This is a genomic window from Ruegeria sp. THAF57, assembly GCF_903914075.1.
In the GTDB taxonomy this organism is placed as follows: Bacteria; Pseudomonadota; Alphaproteobacteria; order Rhodobacterales; family Rhodobacteraceae; genus Ruegeria.
Map to the genome: position 1 here is coordinate 553,941 of NZ_CAIWNQ010000003.1, position 15,292 is coordinate 569,232.

Genomic DNA, 15,292 nt, shown 5'->3' on the forward strand with positions numbered 1-15,292 from the left:
CCGTCTATGCTCACGCGGAAGCGCCTTGTTTCGGGGCACATGCGTGTTTGGCGAGGGAATGTCAAGTTTGCCGCTGTGTAATTGTCGAGTTTCCCAATCGGTGTGCTTGTTATCAAGGATACGGCGGGTCGTGACCCAGAGGTGGAAGGTCTTGAGAAATAGTTGATCTACAGGTCGGTTCCTGTTGCGTGAGTGTTACGTAACCATTTGACTTTACGCACTTATTATCCTAGCTTTGGTGCCATGCTAGAAGAGGTGGGTATCGGCCGCGGGTAAACCCGTTGGCCAATTTTTGCTTCTCTCGTGCGGAGAAAACTCACGCATGAGGTCACAGGCACACATGACTTTGATAACCCCGGAAGAGCGGATTACCCAGACGGCTGACTTGTTGCAGTCGCTTGAGCGATCCATTCGCGATCTGCGCCAAGCAGCGGAAGAACTGCGTAGGCAGATCGGTGCCGGGGAGGATGCAGACTTTGCCGGAGCAGGCAAGCAACTGGGTCAGTTAGAGGGGCTGATCCGAAGTTGCCAGAAAGTGGAGACAAGCTTTGTCGAACAACATCACAGACAAGCCGGAATTGCCCAAGGGGGCTATGCGCTCGACCTTGAGCGCGCTCGACTTGAAATCGGGTGCAGGTTGGCTCGCCTCCGCCGATGCTGCGGTGAGGGACAGATTTCTGAGTGAGATCGGGGAGGGGGGGCTGTGTGCCCTCCCTTTCCTGTTCGAGTTCTGGGCTTTACCGCATCAATTACCGCCCGAGGGGGACTGGCGGTCGTGGGTGATTATGGGGGGGCGAGGGGCAGGTAAGACACGCGCGGGGTCCGAATGGGTGCGTGCGATGGTCGAAGGATCCAAGCCGTTGGACAAGGGAGAGGCCAGTCGGGTGGCGCTGGTCGGTGAGACTTTCGATCAGGTGCGCGATGTAATGATCTTTGGCGATAGCGGGATTTTGCAATGCTCGCCCCCGGATCGTCGACCTGTGTGGAAGGCATCGGAACGCAAGCTGATCTGGCCCAACGGGGCCGAAGCACAGACGTTTTCGGCGCATGATCCCGAGGGGTTGCGGGGGCCGCAGTTCGATGCCGCTTGGGTAGACGAACTGGCCAAGTGGAAAAAGGCGGGCGAGACCTGGGATATGTTGCAGTTTGCGTTGCGTCTGGGTGAGCGGCCGAGGGTCTGTGTGACGACCACACCGCGCAATGTGAAGGTTCTGAAGGATTTGCTGGCCTCGCCGTCCACCGTGCAGACCCACGCGCCGACTGAGGCGAACCGGGCCAATCTGGCCGCGTCGTTTCTGGCGGAAGTGCGCGCGCGATATGTGGGAACGCGGCTGGGACGGCAGGAGTTGGATGGGGTTTTGCTTGCGGATGCTGAGGGGGCGTTGTGGACAGGCTCGATGCTGGATGCGGTGCGGGTTGAGGTTGTGCCTGAACTGGACCGCATCGTTGTGGCTGTAGACCCGGCGGTGACGGCCGGGTCCAGTGCGGACGCTTGTGGGATCGCGGTTGTCGGCGCACAGCTGCAGGGGCCGCCCGAGGACTGGCGCGCCTACGTGCTGGCCGACCGGACGGTGCAGGGCGTCGGTCCGGCGGGCTGGGCGCAGGCAGCGATCGACGCCATGGACGAATTCAGGGCCGAACGGTTGGTGGCCGAGGTCAACCAAGGCGGACAGCTGGTGGAAGAGGTCGTGCGGCAGGTGGACCCTCTGGTCCCGTTCCGGGCGGTGCGGGCTTCGCGTGGGAAGGTGGCGCGGGCTGAGCCTGTGGCGGCCTTGTACGAGCAGGGGCGGGTGCGCCATGTGGCCGGGCTGGACGCGCTGGAGGAGCAGATGTGCCAGATGACCGCGCGGGGGTTCGAAGGGCAAGGCTCGCCCGACCGGGTCGACGCGCTGGTCTGGGCGCTGCATGATTTGGTTGTGGGGCCTGCAGGGGCGTATCGGCGGCCTAGGGTGCGGAGTTTGTGAGGAGATTGACAGGCAAAAGGAGATTTTACTTCTGACGGTTGGCTAGCCAAAGATCGAAGTTTATCAGCACATCGTCAAAGGATTGCTCGTATTTGGATTTGGCATCAAATCCTCTTAGTCCTTTGAATGCATCGTCTGGAACTTGCCATCTCAGTGATTTTCCTTCGGACAAGGCATCCTTCATTTCGACTTTGTATTCACGAATACGCTTGGGGTCATTTGGGGCAAAATCGCGCGTAAAGAAATCGCACGCCTTCATGCGGGCCAGTATGATATCGTTTCTTTCGACATCGTCTTTGAAGATTCCAAACGGTTTATCCTTGTCGGCATTGTCTCTGAGGTACTTTTCAATACTCATCGGTGAGCCAGAGCCAAGAAACAAAAGCCACCCCGTACCCAGATCGCATTCTGGATGCTTTACGAACGCCAAAACCCAAGCCTCGTCATACATGCCGTCATAGCAAATCTGTCGAGCAAGATAGTGAATGTCATGTGCGTCCAGAGTATTCAGGAAAGCTTGACCTCCAGCACTGTCAGGGGAAGTCTCATGCATGTTGATTACGTGCGCTGTAGCTTCCCAGTCTGGACGGAGATGCTTTGTAGCTTTCCAACGCTCCGCGTTTCGCTCCGCTTCGACAATTTCTTCTGGAGTGCTGTATAGAAGCTGTAACTTCTTGAACGTGTTCGCTTTATTTAGCTTGCGAAGCGCTCGCTTGCGTTTGAAGTTAAAGATCAGTTTTGAAACTTTGAGCACAAATAAATCCCTGATTTAGTGCTTTGGTTGCTATTGTCGAAGATAAGCACTTCCATTTTGTCCAAATTATGGTGAGGCGCACGCCATAACCACGTGGTCAGTGTCGGTTTTTGTCCCGTTGCTCATCCCCCGTACGCCCCATTCCCAAGCCCTAAACTTCTTTCCGTCATAACTCCTTTCAACACGCCGGGCAGAGCGGCGGCAGAAAGGAGCACAGATGGTATTCGATTTCTTGCGTCGTGGAGCGGCCGGGGTAGCGCCCGAGGCGAAGGCCAGCGCGGCAGGCCCCGTGGTGGCGTGGCACACGGGCGGACGCGTGGCGTGGAGCCCTCGGGATGCGGTGTCGCTGACACGTACTGGGTTTTCGGGGAACCCGGTGGGGTTTCGCTCGGTCAAGCTGATTGCCGAGGCGGCGGCTGCTCTGCCTTTGGTTCTTCAGGATCAGGCGCAGCGGTTTGATACCCATCCGATCCTGTCGCTGATGCGGCGTCCAAATGCGGCGCAGGGGCGGGCGGAGTTGATGGAGGCTCTGTTCGGGCAGTTGCTGCTGTCGGGCAATGCCTATGTCGAGGCTGTGCAGACTGATGAAAGCCTGCCGGTTGAACTGCATGTTTTGCGCTCGGACCGGATGAGCGTGGTGCCGGGCGCGGATGGGTGGCCCAAGGCCTACGACTACGCGGTTGGCGGCAAGACGCACCGGTTTGCGGCGGAAAATATCTGCCATATCAAATCGTTCCACCCTCAGGATGATCACTATGGGTTCTCGCCCATGCAGGCGGCGGCGATGGCGATTGATGTGCATAACAGCGCGTCTCGGTGGTCGAAATCGCTGCTCGACAATGCGGCGCGGCCTTCGGGGGCGCTGGTGTGGAAAGGCGATGGCCATGGGGTGATGGCAGAGGATCAGTTCCGGCGCCTAAGCGACGAGATCGAGCAGAACTATCGCGGGGCGCGCAATGCGGGGCGTCCGATGGTTCTGGAAGGGGGGCTGGATTGGAAGCCGATGGGGTTCTCTCCGTCCGATATGGAGTTTCAAAAGACCAAGGAAGCCGCCGCCCGCGAGATCGCGCTGGCCTTTGGGGTCCCGCCGATGCTGCTGGGGATCCAGGGCGACGCGACCTATTCGAACTATCAGGAGGCCAACCGGGCGTTCTATCGCCTGACCGTTCTGCCCCTGGTGACGCGGGTGGCGGCGGCGCTGTCCGAGTGGCTTTCGGGCTTCACGGGCGAAGAGATGATGCTGAAGCCAGATCTGGATCAAGTACCTGCCCTGTCGGCGGAGCGGGATGCGCAATGGGCGCGGGTTAGCCGGGCGGAGTTTCTGACCGAGGCGGAAAAACGCGCACTGCTGGGGTTGCCGGCACTGGCGGATGGCGCGGATGGCTGAGGGGTATCCCCCGTTTGATTGCGCGCCGGGCCTGCGCCTGGCCGCGCATGAGAGAGTGGCCGAGATTCAGCATGCACATCTGTGCAGGCGCTTGGATCAGATCGAAGAAATGATGGAGCGGCTGGAGCGACGCCTATGGCTGACGGTTTACGGCGTGGCGGCGGTGATCCTGGCGCAGGCGTTCCAGTCATTCCTGACGGTAACGCCATAAGTTCAGCGGGTTACATGGAGAAGTTTATGGATTTGGAACACAAATTCGCACGGTTTGGCGAGGGCTTGTCGGTCACCGAAGATGCGGTGATCGAAGGCTATGCCAGCCTGTTCGGACAGGTCGATCAAGGCCGCGATGTGGTCCAGAAAGGGGCCTATCACGCCTCACTGGCCGGGCTGAAAAAAGCGGGTCAGCGGGTCAAGATGCTGTGGCAGCATGACCCCGCTCAGCCCATCGGCGTCTGGGATGAAGTGCGTGAGGATGACTGTGGTCTGTGGGTCAAAGGTCGTCTGCTGGAGAGTACCCAAAAGGGCCGCGAGGCAGCCGAGCTGATCCGGGCGGGGGCGATGGACGGGCTGTCGATTGGGTACCGCACGAAACGGGCCGCGAAGAATGACAAGGGCCAACGGGTCCTGACCGAACTGGAGCTGTGGGAGGTGTCTTTGGTGACCTTCCCGATGCTGCCCAGTGCGCGGGTGGCGGCCAAGGGCGTGGACCCTGAGGCCGAGAACACCTGGCGCAGTATTGCCGAGGTGTTCAACGACGCCCGGCTGGAGCTGGCGCGACCCTAGTGCCTCAAACCCACCCAAAAAAGGAAGTGCTGATGAGCAAGACCGACACCCCGGCCTTGACCGGAGAGGGTGCGCCCCTGGTTCAGGAGGTGAAGCAGGCGATGGCTGGCTTCGTGAACGAATTCAAGGGCCTCAAGGCTGAAGTTAAAACCCAACTGCAACAGACAGAAGAGCGACTGACCATGCTGGATCGTAAATCAACCATCGCGGCGCGCCCGCATCTTGCGGCCTCGATCGAGGACGGTGCCCCGCACCAGAAGGCCTTTGATGCCTACGTGCGCTGCGGAGACGATGACGGGCTGCGCGGGCTGGAAATGGAAGCCAAGTCGCTGTCGAGTGCGGTAAACAGTGACGGCGGGTATCTTGTCGATCCGAAGACCGCCGAGATGATCAAGTCGGTGCTGAAGTCCACCGCCTCGATCCGTTCGATTGCGTCGGTCGTGAATGTCGAGGCGAACTCGTTCGATGTGCTGATCGACCATACTGATGTGGGGGCAGGCTGGGCGGATGAGAATGCCGCGGCAACCGAAACCGCAACGCCGTCGATTGACCGTATCTCGATTGCACTGCACGAACTGAGCGCGCTGCCTAAAGCCTCGCAACGTTTGCTGGATGACAGCGCGTTTGATGTCGAAGGCTGGTTGGCAGGTCGCATCGCCGACAAGTTTGCCCGCGCCGAGGCGGCTGCCTTCATCTCGGGCGATGGCGCTGACAAGCCAAAGGGCATTCTGGATCACGCCAAGGTCGACAACGATGTCTGGACCTGGGGCAATATCGGTTATGTGCCGACGGGCATTGCAGGTGGTGTCGAGGCTGATGCGATTGTCGATGTGGTCTATGCGCTGGGTGCGCAGTACCGCGTCAACGGAACGTTCGTGATGAACTCGAAAACCGCTGGCTTGATCCGCAAGCTGAAGGACAGCGATGGCCGCTTCCTGTGGTCCGACGGTCTGGCCGCCGGTGAGCCCGCGCGTCTGATGGGCTATCCAGTGCTGATCGCCGAAGATATGCCGGATGCGGGCACCGACAGCTTCTCGATCGCGTTCGGTGACTTCCAGGCCGGGTACACCATCGCCGAGCGTCCCGATCTGCGCGTTCTGCGCGACCCGTTCAGCGCCAAACCGCATGTCCTGTTCTACGCGACCAAGCGTGTGGGCGGCGACGTTAGCGACTTTGCTGCAATCAAGCTGGTGAAATTCGGCACCGCCTAAGCGGTGACGGATCCGGGGGGCCGCTGGCCCCTCGGGCGGCGGGCGCGGGCCGGGGTGAGATCCCCCGCGTTGTCTAGCTGCTCCCCTCCGTCCGAGCAACGTGGGGCGGCGCGGGCCCGCCAATTTCCTGAAGTGACGACCCCCGGAGGGGGCCGAGATTGCGGAGTGAATGGATGATGTTGATCGAAGAAACCGCCATCGCGGATGTGGCGCTGCCGGTGGATCAGTTCAAGGCGCATCTGCGGTTAGGCACGGGATTTGCTCAAGGCAGCGTGCAAGACGAGGTGCTGAAAGGCTTTTTGCGGGCGGCGATCGCAGCGATTGAGGCGCGCACCGGAAAGGTGCTGATCGCGCGCGGGTTTTCGTGGAATCTGAATGGCTGGCGCGATGCGGCGGGTGAGGTGCTGCCGGTGGCCCCGGTTAAGTCGATCAGTGCTATGACTGTGACAGATGCGGCAGGTGCCGATACGGTAGTGGATGGTGGTCGGTATCGTCTGGCCAAAGACAGTCAGCGTCCGCGTCTACGCCCTGCGGGGACGTCTCTGCCGATCATTCCTGCTGGCGGGTCGGTCAAGATTGCTTTTACTGCCGGGATGGCTGCGGATTGGGGGGCTCTGCCCGCCGATCTGGGGCAGGCGGTGCTGTTGCTGGCTGCGCATTACTACGAATACCGCGATGAGACGGCGCTGGGCGCGGGTTGTATGCCTTTTGGTGTCACCAGTCTGATCCAACGCTACCGGATTGTGCGCTTTGGTGCAGGGGTAGCGCAATGAAGCCACCCCGATTGAACAGAAAGCTGGTGCTTGAGGCACCAGTGCGCAGCGCGGATGGGGCCGGTGGGTACACCGAGACATGGGCCGCTCTGGGGACGGTTTGGGCCGAGGTCACCGCGCGCAGCGGGTCCGAGCGGCAGATCGCAGGCGTCCCGGTCTCGCGCGTTGGCTATCGCATCGTGGTGCGCGGAGCGCCCGAGGGCTCAGCGATGCGCCCAACGCCGGATCAGCGGTTCACCGAGGGCCCGCGCCGGTTTGTGATCCGTGCCGTGGCCGAGCGTGACCCGCGTGGCCAGTACCTGACCTGTTTTGCAGATGAAGAGGTGGCGGCATGAGTTACGGCGTTTCAGCCGCTTTGCAGGCGGCGGTGTTTCAACAACTGTCCGGCGACGCGCAGGTCGGCGCGTTGTCGGGCGGCGCGATCTATGACGCGGTTCCGGCGGGGGCGGTGCCTCAGACTTATGTGACGCTGGGACCGGAAGAGGTGCGCGACGCCTCGGATCGGTCGGGCGCGGGAGCCGTGCATCGCTTTACCGTGTCGGTGGTGTCCGAGGCCGCAGGTTTTGGCGCAGCAAAGACATTGGCCGGTGCTGTATGCGACGCGCTGGAGGACGCGGCGTTTACTTTGGAGCGGGGTCGCCTTGTGGGGCTTTGGTTCGAACGCGCCAGCGCCCGGCGCACCGGAACGGGCGGTGCAATCCGCCAGATCGACCTGAGATTCCGCGCCCGCGTGGAAGATGAATAAACACTCAACGGAGAGAGCATATGGCTGCCCAGAACGGAAAAGACCTTTTGGTCAAAGTGGATATGAACGGCTCGGGCCTGTTTGAGACCATCGCGGGCCTGCGCGCCACGCGGGTCAGTTTCAACGCGGAAAGTGTGGATGTTACCAGCCTTGAAAGCCAAGGTGGATGGCGTGAACTGCTGTCGGGGGCTGGGGTCAAATCGGCCTCGATCTCGGGCTCGGGTGTGTTCAAGGACGAGGGCACTGATGAGCGCGCGCGTCAGTTGTTCTTTGACGGCGAGACGCCGAGTTTTCAGGTGATCATCCCCGATTTCGGCATTGTCGAAGGCGCGTTTCAGGTGACCGGCATCGAGTACGCGGGCTCGCATAACGGTGAGGCCACCTATGAGATGAGCCTGGCCAGCGCCGGTGCCCTGACCTTTACGGCGCTGTAACCCAATGGCCAATCCGTGGACGGGTGAGGTGGCATTGACCATCGACGGGCAGCCGCGTGCGCTCAAGCTGACGCTGGGTGCTTTGGCGGAACTGGAACAGGAGCTGGGCGCCGAGACGTTGGTGGAATTGGTGCAGCGGTTCGAAGGCGGGGCGTATTCCAGCGGTGATGTGCTGGCGCTGATCGTGGCGGGGCTGCGGGGCGGCGGGACGGATGTGACCCGCGCCGACATGCTGCGCGCCGAGATCGAGGGTGGCCCAATGGCTGGTGCCCGCGCGGCGGCTGAGTTGCTGGCCCGCGCCTTCATGGTGCCGGACTATTGAGCGGGTTCGACTGGCCAACCCTGATGCGGGCCGGGATGACCGGCCTGCGTCTGACGCCGGAGCAATTCTGGCGTCTGACCCCGGCCGAACTGCGGCTGATGCTGGGGCAGGGCGCAGGCGTGCCCGCGATGAACCGGGCAGGGCTGGACGCTTTGCTGGCGGCCTACCCGGACAAGAAACAAGGAGAACGTGATGACGACGGATCATGACGGGTTGGACGACCTGCAAGAGCGGGGCGAGGCGCTGGGCGACTCGCTGGGGGATGCTGCGTCGATGGCGGCGGCCTTTGACAGCCAGATGAAACGGATCAGCGCTGCGTTTGAAGAGACCGGCAAGGATGTGGCGACGTTGGAACGCGGCATGTCCAGCGGTCTGCGCAAGGCGTTTGATGGCGTCGTTCTGGACGGTATGAACCTGTCGGATGCGCTGGATGTGCTGAAGAACTCGATGATCCGCACGGCGTATTCGGCGGCGATCAAGCCGGTGACGGATCACTTTGGCGGTCTCATTGCAGGTGGGATCGGGAGCTTTGTGCAAGGTGTTCTGCCCTTTGCCGATGGCGGCGGCTTTAGTCAGGGCCGGGTGATGCCCTTTGCCAATGGCGGGGTGATCAGCGGCCCGACCACATTTCCGATGCGAGGGGGAACCGGGCTGATGGGGGAAGCTGGCCCCGAAGCGATCATGCCGTTGGCACGTGGCCCGGACGGTAAGCTGGGCGTTCGTACATCCGGCGGCGCGCGCGCTGTCAATGTCGTGATGAACATCACAACACCGGATGTGCAGGGGTTCCGCCGCAGTCAAAGCCAGATCGCCGCACAGATGAGCCGCGCATTAGGGCGCGGCAATCGCAACAGATAAAGGGAGCAGGTCATGAGTTTCCACGAAGTGAGATTTCCCGCCAGTCTGAGTTTCGGCTCGGTCGGTGGCCCTGAACGGCGCACGGATATCGTGACGCTGGCGAACGGGTTCGAGGAACGGAATACCCCTTGGGCGCATTCGCGCCGCAGGTACGATGCCGGATTGGGAATGCGATCGCTGGACGATATCGAAACCCTGATCTCCTTCTTCGAAGCGCGGCAGGGGCAGATGTTTGGGTTCCGGTGGAAGGATTGGTCCGACTACAAATCGGGGGCTGCGACAGCCGAAACGGATCAGGGCGACCAGATCATCGCGCGGGGCGATGGGCTTCAGACTGAGTTTCAGTTGGTTAAAACCTATCTTTCAGGCGGATTTCAGTATGCGCGACCCATCGTAAAACCAGTTCTTGGTACAGTGATATTGGGTTTGGAACAGGATGAAGTTCGCGAAGGTGTGGACTTTGAGGTCGATCTTGTTCGGGGTCGGGTTATGTTCGCGGATCCGCCACCTGAAGGTGTTGAAATTACGGCTGGATTTGAGTTCGACGTCCCGGTCCGGTTCGACACGGACAAAATCCAAACAAGCGTCGTAAGCTTTCAGGCGGGTGACGTTCCAAATGTGCCCGTGGTTGAGGTGCGTGTCTGATGGTTGGGAACAAGGATGCGCTGCAGGCACACTTACAGACGGGATTAACAACCACCTGCCGATGCTGGGCGATCAAACGCGTTGACGGACAGGAATTTGGTTTCACCGATCATGACATGGAACTGCGCTTTGATGGCCTGACGTTCAAGGCCAGTACGGGTTTGACTGCAACTGCGATTGAACAGGCGACCGGGCTTTCCATAGACAACTCCGAAGCGATGGGGGCCTTGTCGGATGCGTCTGTCACCGAAGCGGATATCGAAGCGGGCCGGTTTGACGGGGCCGAGGTGCGCGCCTGGCTTGCAAATTGGGCTGCGCCTGACCAAAGGGTCCTGCAGTTTCGCGGCTCGGTCGGGGAATTGCGAAGGGCTGGTGGCGCTTTTCATGCCGAACTACGTGGTTTGACAGACCTGCTAAATCGACCTCTGGGGCGGGTTTACCAGAAACCTTGCACGGCTGTGTTGGGAGACATGTCTTGCAGGTTCGACACCGACGCCCCTGGCTTTTCCGCAGAAGCTAAGGTCGCTGAACTGACGGCTGGCAGCGTCATAAGACTAGCAGGGGCAGCATCGCCGGACAGCGGCTGGTTCGACCGTGGACGAATGGATGTGCTGACTGGTCCCGCCTCGGGCTTGTGGGCGTCCATCAAACAAGATGACGTAATCGCAGGTGGGCGCACCATTACGTTGTGGTCCGGAATCAGCGGTGGACTGGGCTTGGGTGATCGGGTCCGTCTGACGGCTGGCTGCGACAAACGGATGGAGACCTGTCGAAAGAATTTCAACAACCTTCTGAACTTCCAGGGCTTTCCTGACCTGCCAAAAGAGGATTGGGTGCTGGCCGTTCCCAAGAAAGGCAATCCAAACACTGGGGGAAGCAGGCGATGAGCGGCTCCAGACAGGAGATAGTGAAGGAAACCCGAACCTGGTTGGGGACGCCCTATAGACATCAGGCATCAGTGAAAGGTGTGGGCGCAGATTGCCTTGGCTTGCTACGAGGTGTCTGGCGCGCGCTTTTGGGTACAGAGCCTGAACGCGTGCCCTCTTACAGCGTGGATTGGTCCGAACCGCAGGGCGAAGAGCGCATGTGGGCGGCCGCTTGCCGGCATCTACTGCCTAAAGACGTTTGTGAATTGGAACCCGGCGACGTCCTGCTGTTTCGTATGCGAGAAGGCCGGGTTGCAAAACACGTCGGAATTGTCAGCGCGGTGGGAAGCGCGCCGCGATTTATTCATGCGTATTCCGGGCACGGCGTTGTCGAGAACACTCTGAGCGCCCCTTGGCGTCGCCGAGTGGTCGCTTGTTTCAGCTTTCCCTTGGAGGGTACTTGAATGGCTACGATTGTTCTTTCCGCCGCCGGTGCGGCAATTGGCGGTGCCATCGGTGGTACGGTCGCGGGTCTTTCGACAGCAATTGTCGGGCGCGCGATCGGTGCGACTTTGGGGAATGTCATTGACCAACGCCTGATGAGCCAATCCGTGATGGGCAGCGGCAGCGAGGTCGTCGAAACAGGTCGGCTCGACCGATTTCGCCTGACCGAAACGGGTGAAGGTGCTCCGGTCGCGACCATTTTCGGGCGCATGCGGGTTGGTGGACAGGTCATTTGGGCTTCGGACTTTCTGGAAACTCACAGCACCAGCACGCAAACGCAATCCGGTGGCGGTGGTAAGGGCGCGCCCAGTACACCGGACGTCACAACCACCACCCATAGCTACAGCTATTCAGTTTCGGTTGCGATTGCAGTGGGCGCGGGTCTGATCGCCGATGTCCCTCGAATTTGGGCCGACGGAGAAGAGGTTGAGCGCGCAGGGCTCAACATGCGTGTCTACCACGGATCGGATGACCAGCTTCCTGACCCCCTTATCGAGGCCATCGAGGGCGCAGGTTCGGTTCCGGCGTACCGGGGAACGGCATATGTGGTGATCGAAGATCTGCAACTGGCTGCCTTCGGAAACCGTGTACCACAGTTTTCTTTTGAGGTCGTCCGACCGGACCAACCGGACCTGCCAGAAGCCCCAAACGCCTTGTCCAGTATTGTCCGTGGCGTTGCGATGATGCCGGGGACCGGGGAATATGCGCTGGCCAGCACACAGGTGAACTACACCAAGGGCAGGGGGCAAAGCTGGGCCGCAAATGTGAACTCGGCCTCGGGTGAACCTGATCTTGTGACGTCAACCAAGGCGTTGAGTGCTGAGCTTCCCGCTTGTGATGCGGCGTCTTTAGTCGTGTCTTGGTTCGGAAATGACTTGCGCTGTGGTCAGTGTCAGATTCAGCCCAAGGTTCTGCACAAGGATATCGAGGGTAAGAACATGGTCTGGGGCGTGGCGGGGATGACACGTCAGACCGCGCAGGTCGTCAAACATGATCAGGATCGTCCTGTCTATGGTGCAACCCCCGCCGACGCTTCTGTCATTCAGGCGATTCAACACTTGAAGGGTGCCGGCAAGCGGGTGATGTTCTACCCCTTTATCCTTATGGATCAATTGGCCGGGAACGGTCTGCGTGATCCCTGGTCCGATGCCACCGATCAGCCACATCTGCCTTGGCGCGGGCGAATTACCTTGAGTTCTGCACCAGGTCGCCGGGGTTCCCCGGATGGCTCTGTAGCCGCAGATCTGGAAGTAGCAGAATTCTTTGGAGAGGCTCGCGCAGATGACTTTACCGTAGGTGATGGGGGCGTCGAATATACCGGTCCGCAGGAGTGGGGCCTGTTCCGGTTTATCTTGCATTATGCCAGCCTGTGCAAAGCTGCTGGGGGAGTGGAGTCCTTCTGTATCGCGTCGGAAATGAGGTCGCTCACGCAGATAAGGGGGGCCTCAGGGTTCCCGGCTGTGGATCAGATGCGCGTGTTGGCCGGTGAAGCCCGCAAGATACTCGGGGCAGAGACCAAGATCGGTTATGCTGCGGATTGGAGCGAGTATTTTGGATATCAGCCTGCCGATGGCAGCGGAGACCGGTATTTTCATCTGGATCCGCTTTGGGCCGACGACAATATCGATTTTGTTGGCATCGACAATTACATGCCGCTTTCTGACTGGCGGGACGGCGAGACCCATGTTGATGCTCAAAACGGGGCATCAGCGATCTATGACCTCGACTATTTGCGCGGCAATATTGAAGGCGGCGAAGGGTACGACTGGTACTATGCCTCGCCAGAGGAGGCTGAGGCACAGATACGCGCTCCGATTGAGGATGCGGAACATAATGAGTCGTGGGTCTGGCGCTACAAAGACCTGCGCAATTGGTGGGCGCAACCGCATCACGAACGAATAGGGGGCGTGCGACAGCCGGATCGAACCGCTTGGGTTCCGGAGTCGAAACCTATCTGGTTCACGGAACTTGGGTGTGCTGCTGTCGATAAGGGGACAAATCAACCGAACAAGTTTCTGGACCCAAAGTCATCTGAATCAGGTTTGCCGAAATATTCCAATGGCTTGCGGGACGACTTTATGCAGGTTCGTTACCTTGAAGCGGTTTTGGGCTATTGGTCTGACCCGCAGACCAACCCGGTTTCAGACATTTACAACGGCCGGATGATTGATATGTCCAACGCTTATGTCTGGGCATGGGATGCCCGGCCGTTTCCAGCCTTTCCAAACTTGCGCAGTCAGTGGAGCGACGGAGAGAATTACTCTCGCGGTCACTGGCTGAACGGGCGATCAGGTGCGCGGACGCTGGCGTCGGTCGTGACCGAAATTTGCCATGGCGCCGGGGTGACCGACATAGATACGTCTGGCCTGTACGGGGTCGTTCGCGGGTATGTGGTCGAGCAGGTCTCGGACGCGCGGTCCGCGTTGCAACCCCTTATGTTGCGGTACGGGTTCGACACGATTGAGCGTGACGGTATCCTTCTTTTCCAGATGCGTGACGGGCGAACACCGATCCAAATTGATCCGGAAAAGCTTGCGATCAGTTCGGATATCGACGGTTCAATCGAACACCGGCGCGAAGCAGAAGCCGAGATGACAGGTCGCGTTCGCCTGCGTTTTGTTCAATCGGACGCAGACCACGACATCGTTGCCGAGGAGGCTGTGCCGCCGGACGCACGCACGCACGCTGTGTCGATAAACGAAATGCCCTTGTCAATGACACGCGCCGAAGGCCGTCAGACATCCGAGCGGTGGCTGAGTGAGGCAAGAATAGCCCGAGAAACGGCACGTTTTGCCCTCCCCCCATCGATGTCGCAAGTCGGAGCGGGAGATGTCGTCAGCTTGAACGGAAGCGACCAAGGTACGCGATATCGTATCGACCGCTTGGAGCAGGCCGAGTTACAAATCGCAGACGCCGTCCGGATTGAACCCGGCATTTATGCGGCCACGGACTTGCCCGACGACACGATCGCCGAGAATCCGTTTGTGGCCCCGGTTCCCGTGTATCCTGTGTTCCTGGATCTGCCATTGATGAGCGGGTCCGAGGCACCGCATGCGCCATATTTGGCGGTGACGGCCAATCCGTGGCCTGGAGGTGCAGCCGTCTATTCCGCGCCAACTGACGAAGATTATGTGTTGGAACAATTCGTTTCTGGTCAGGCGGTGATTGGCCTGACAGAAAGCCCACTGATGCGTTCAACCGCAGGAGTTTGGGACGAAGGCGCCCCGCTAAATGTCCAACTCATTGATGGCGTTTTGGAATCCCGCCCACGTTCCGCGTTGTTGAGCGGTGCCAATCTTGCGGCGATCGGGGATGGAACGCCTGACAATTGGGAATTATTCCAATTTGCCGACGCCAACCTTCAAGGCCAGGGAACTTACGCGCTGTCCGGGCGGCTTCGTGGGCAGTTCGGAACTGACGCAATCATGCCCGAGGTTTGGCCCGAGGGTTCGGTGTTTGTGTTATTGGACCCACGCGTGATGCAGACCGGGCTGCTTCGGTCAGAGCGCAGGCTTGCGAAGCACTATAGAATTGGACCGGCTTCGCGTGGGTATGACGACCCGTCCTTTGTCCACCAAGTCGAGGCGTTCAATGGCAATGGTTTACGCCCCTACGCCCCGGTGCATCTGCGTGTTCGTAGATCAGGGGCGGGGGATACGTTTTCGTGGATGCGTCGAACGCGAATTGACGGTGACGACTGGGCCGGAATCGACGTCCCGTTGGGCGAAGAGTCCGAAGCTTATCTGATACAGATTCGGGCCGAAGGGTCATTGGTGCGTGAGGAATTGGTTCAAATTTCCGGCTGGACATATGCGTCGGGTGCAAAACTCGCCGACGGTGTTTCCGGTTCCTACACAGTCCAGGTGGCCCAGGTGTCGGCCAGCTATGGTCCGGGTTTGCCGGCATTTCTTACGGTAGGTTAGACGGCTAAGTAGTTAGCCGTTTTGTTGGAAACCTTCTCAGGCGACGCGAACAACAAAAAGCGCCGCCTGCTATATGATATCGCTATTTCGCCTATATGGTGAGCGAGGCAAAATCACAGACAG

At 59.9% G+C, this 15,292-nt stretch carries 18 protein-coding genes; 17 read left to right on the forward strand and 1 reads right to left on the reverse strand.

The features are described from left to right. Nucleotides 1–340 precede the first annotated feature (340 nt). Nucleotides 341–685, forward strand: coding sequence for a hypothetical protein (locus RUESEDTHA_RS10625; RefSeq protein WP_180886697.1), 345 nt, complete (start codon nucleotides 341–343; stop codon nucleotides 683–685). After that, nucleotides 594–1,964: a DNA-packaging protein gene (locus RUESEDTHA_RS10630; protein ID WP_180886698.1), complete on the forward strand. Its 1,371-nt coding sequence runs from the start codon at nucleotides 594–596 to the stop codon at nucleotides 1,962–1,964. Before RUESEDTHA_RS10625 ends, RUESEDTHA_RS10630 begins: the two co-directional genes overlap by 92 nt. A 25-nt stretch (nucleotides 1,965–1,989) precedes the next feature. Here RUESEDTHA_RS10630 and RUESEDTHA_RS10635 read toward each other — a convergent pair whose 3' ends face one another. Continuing rightward, entirely contained in the window at nucleotides 1,990–2,718 is a 729-nt protein-coding gene (locus RUESEDTHA_RS10635) for a hypothetical protein (protein ID WP_180886699.1), read from the reverse strand. Nucleotides 2,719–2,935: 217 nt separating this feature from the next. Here RUESEDTHA_RS10635 and RUESEDTHA_RS10640 point away from each other — a divergent pair, with 217 nt between their 5' ends. From RUESEDTHA_RS10640 to RUESEDTHA_RS10710, 15 genes are all read left to right on the forward strand, one after another. After that, nucleotides 2,936–4,105, forward strand: a complete 1,170-nt coding sequence (locus tag RUESEDTHA_RS10640) for a phage portal protein (RefSeq protein ID WP_180886700.1) — start codon at nucleotides 2,936–2,938, stop codon at nucleotides 4,103–4,105. Then, nucleotides 4,098–4,316 carry a hypothetical protein gene (locus RUESEDTHA_RS10645; RefSeq protein WP_170428039.1) on the forward strand — a complete coding sequence of 73 codons (219 nt, stop codon included), beginning with the start codon at nucleotides 4,098–4,100 and terminating at the stop codon, nucleotides 4,314–4,316. The genes RUESEDTHA_RS10640 and RUESEDTHA_RS10645 overlap by 8 nt, the downstream gene beginning before the upstream one ends. A gap of 26 nt (nucleotides 4,317–4,342) precedes the next feature. Further along, the gene (locus RUESEDTHA_RS10650; protein WP_255431687.1) at nucleotides 4,343–4,888 is read left to right on the forward strand and encodes an HK97 family phage prohead protease; all 546 of its coding nucleotides are present in this window, start codon (nucleotides 4,343–4,345) and stop codon (nucleotides 4,886–4,888) included. Between the two features lie 32 nt (nucleotides 4,889–4,920). Next, the gene (locus RUESEDTHA_RS10655) at nucleotides 4,921–6,099 is read left to right on the forward strand and encodes a phage major capsid protein (protein ID WP_180886702.1); all 1,179 of its coding nucleotides are present in this window, start codon (nucleotides 4,921–4,923) and stop codon (nucleotides 6,097–6,099) included. 173 nt (nucleotides 6,100–6,272) lie between these two features. Further along, nucleotides 6,273–6,872, forward strand: a complete 600-nt coding sequence (locus RUESEDTHA_RS10660; protein ID WP_180886703.1) for a head-tail connector protein — start codon at nucleotides 6,273–6,275, stop codon at nucleotides 6,870–6,872. Beyond that, the gene (locus tag RUESEDTHA_RS10665) at nucleotides 6,869–7,207 is read left to right on the forward strand and encodes a phage head closure protein (RefSeq protein ID WP_180886704.1); all 339 of its coding nucleotides are present in this window, start codon (nucleotides 6,869–6,871) and stop codon (nucleotides 7,205–7,207) included. Before RUESEDTHA_RS10660 ends, RUESEDTHA_RS10665 begins: the two co-directional genes overlap by 4 nt. Continuing rightward, entirely contained in the window at nucleotides 7,204–7,617 is a 414-nt protein-coding gene (locus tag RUESEDTHA_RS10670) for a DUF3168 domain-containing protein (protein WP_180886705.1), read from the forward strand. The genes RUESEDTHA_RS10665 and RUESEDTHA_RS10670 overlap by 4 nt, the downstream gene beginning before the upstream one ends. 20 nt (nucleotides 7,618–7,637) lie before the next feature. Then, a complete protein-coding gene (locus tag RUESEDTHA_RS10675) occupies nucleotides 7,638–8,051 on the forward strand; it encodes a phage major tail protein, TP901-1 family (protein ID WP_180886706.1) in 414 nt (137 codons plus the stop codon). Nucleotides 8,052–8,055: 4 nt separating this feature from the next. Next, nucleotides 8,056–8,373, forward strand: coding sequence for a gene transfer agent family protein (locus tag RUESEDTHA_RS10680; protein WP_180886707.1), 318 nt, complete (start codon nucleotides 8,056–8,058; stop codon nucleotides 8,371–8,373). Beyond that, complete coding sequence (locus RUESEDTHA_RS10685; RefSeq protein ID WP_180886708.1) at nucleotides 8,370–8,582, forward strand: rcc01693 family protein; 213 nt, start codon at nucleotides 8,370–8,372, stop codon at nucleotides 8,580–8,582. The genes RUESEDTHA_RS10680 and RUESEDTHA_RS10685 overlap by 4 nt, the downstream gene beginning before the upstream one ends. Beyond that, on the forward strand, nucleotides 8,566–9,231 hold the full coding sequence (locus RUESEDTHA_RS10690) for a phage tail tape measure protein (RefSeq protein ID WP_180886709.1): 666 nt from the start codon (nucleotides 8,566–8,568) through the stop codon (nucleotides 9,229–9,231). Before RUESEDTHA_RS10685 ends, RUESEDTHA_RS10690 begins: the two co-directional genes overlap by 17 nt. A 12-nt stretch (nucleotides 9,232–9,243) precedes the next feature. Next, complete coding sequence (locus RUESEDTHA_RS10695) at nucleotides 9,244–9,876, forward strand: DUF2460 domain-containing protein (RefSeq protein WP_180886710.1); 633 nt, start codon at nucleotides 9,244–9,246, stop codon at nucleotides 9,874–9,876. Continuing rightward, a complete protein-coding gene (locus tag RUESEDTHA_RS10700; protein WP_180886711.1) occupies nucleotides 9,876–10,763 on the forward strand; it encodes a DUF2163 domain-containing protein in 888 nt (295 codons plus the stop codon). Before RUESEDTHA_RS10695 ends, RUESEDTHA_RS10700 begins: the two co-directional genes overlap by 1 nt. Then, on the forward strand, nucleotides 10,760–11,206 hold the full coding sequence (locus tag RUESEDTHA_RS10705) for an NlpC/P60 family protein (protein ID WP_180886712.1): 447 nt from the start codon (nucleotides 10,760–10,762) through the stop codon (nucleotides 11,204–11,206). Before RUESEDTHA_RS10700 ends, RUESEDTHA_RS10705 begins: the two co-directional genes overlap by 4 nt. Continuing rightward, entirely contained in the window at nucleotides 11,207–15,169 is a 3,963-nt protein-coding gene (locus RUESEDTHA_RS10710) for a glycoside hydrolase/phage tail family protein (RefSeq protein ID WP_180886713.1), read from the forward strand. Nucleotides 15,170–15,292 lie beyond the last annotated feature (123 nt).

Coding starts and splice junctions, on each gene's coding strand:
- RUESEDTHA_RS10625 (WP_180886697.1), top strand. CDS start 341: ATGACTTTGATAACCCCGGAAGAGCGGATTACCCAGACGGCTGACTTG.
- RUESEDTHA_RS10630 (WP_180886698.1), top strand. CDS start 594: ATGCGCTCGACCTTGAGCGCGCTCGACTTGAAATCGGGTGCAGGTTGG.
- RUESEDTHA_RS10640 (WP_180886700.1), top strand. CDS start 2,936: ATGGTATTCGATTTCTTGCGTCGTGGAGCGGCCGGGGTAGCGCCCGAG.
- RUESEDTHA_RS10645 (WP_170428039.1), top strand. CDS start 4,098: ATGGCTGAGGGGTATCCCCCGTTTGATTGCGCGCCGGGCCTGCGCCTG.
- RUESEDTHA_RS10650 (WP_255431687.1), top strand. CDS start 4,343: ATGGATTTGGAACACAAATTCGCACGGTTTGGCGAGGGCTTGTCGGTC.
- RUESEDTHA_RS10655 (WP_180886702.1), top strand. CDS start 4,921: ATGAGCAAGACCGACACCCCGGCCTTGACCGGAGAGGGTGCGCCCCTG.
- RUESEDTHA_RS10660 (WP_180886703.1), top strand. CDS start 6,273: ATGATGTTGATCGAAGAAACCGCCATCGCGGATGTGGCGCTGCCGGTG.
- RUESEDTHA_RS10665 (WP_180886704.1), top strand. CDS start 6,869: ATGAAGCCACCCCGATTGAACAGAAAGCTGGTGCTTGAGGCACCAGTG.
- RUESEDTHA_RS10670 (WP_180886705.1), top strand. CDS start 7,204: ATGAGTTACGGCGTTTCAGCCGCTTTGCAGGCGGCGGTGTTTCAACAA.
- RUESEDTHA_RS10675 (WP_180886706.1), top strand. CDS start 7,638: ATGGCTGCCCAGAACGGAAAAGACCTTTTGGTCAAAGTGGATATGAAC.
- RUESEDTHA_RS10680 (WP_180886707.1), top strand. CDS start 8,056: ATGGCCAATCCGTGGACGGGTGAGGTGGCATTGACCATCGACGGGCAG.
- RUESEDTHA_RS10690 (WP_180886709.1), top strand. CDS start 8,566: ATGACGACGGATCATGACGGGTTGGACGACCTGCAAGAGCGGGGCGAG.
- RUESEDTHA_RS10695 (WP_180886710.1), top strand. CDS start 9,244: ATGAGTTTCCACGAAGTGAGATTTCCCGCCAGTCTGAGTTTCGGCTCG.
- RUESEDTHA_RS10700 (WP_180886711.1), top strand. CDS start 9,876: ATGGTTGGGAACAAGGATGCGCTGCAGGCACACTTACAGACGGGATTA.
- RUESEDTHA_RS10705 (WP_180886712.1), top strand. CDS start 10,760: ATGAGCGGCTCCAGACAGGAGATAGTGAAGGAAACCCGAACCTGGTTG.
- RUESEDTHA_RS10710 (WP_180886713.1), top strand. CDS start 11,207: ATGGCTACGATTGTTCTTTCCGCCGCCGGTGCGGCAATTGGCGGTGCC.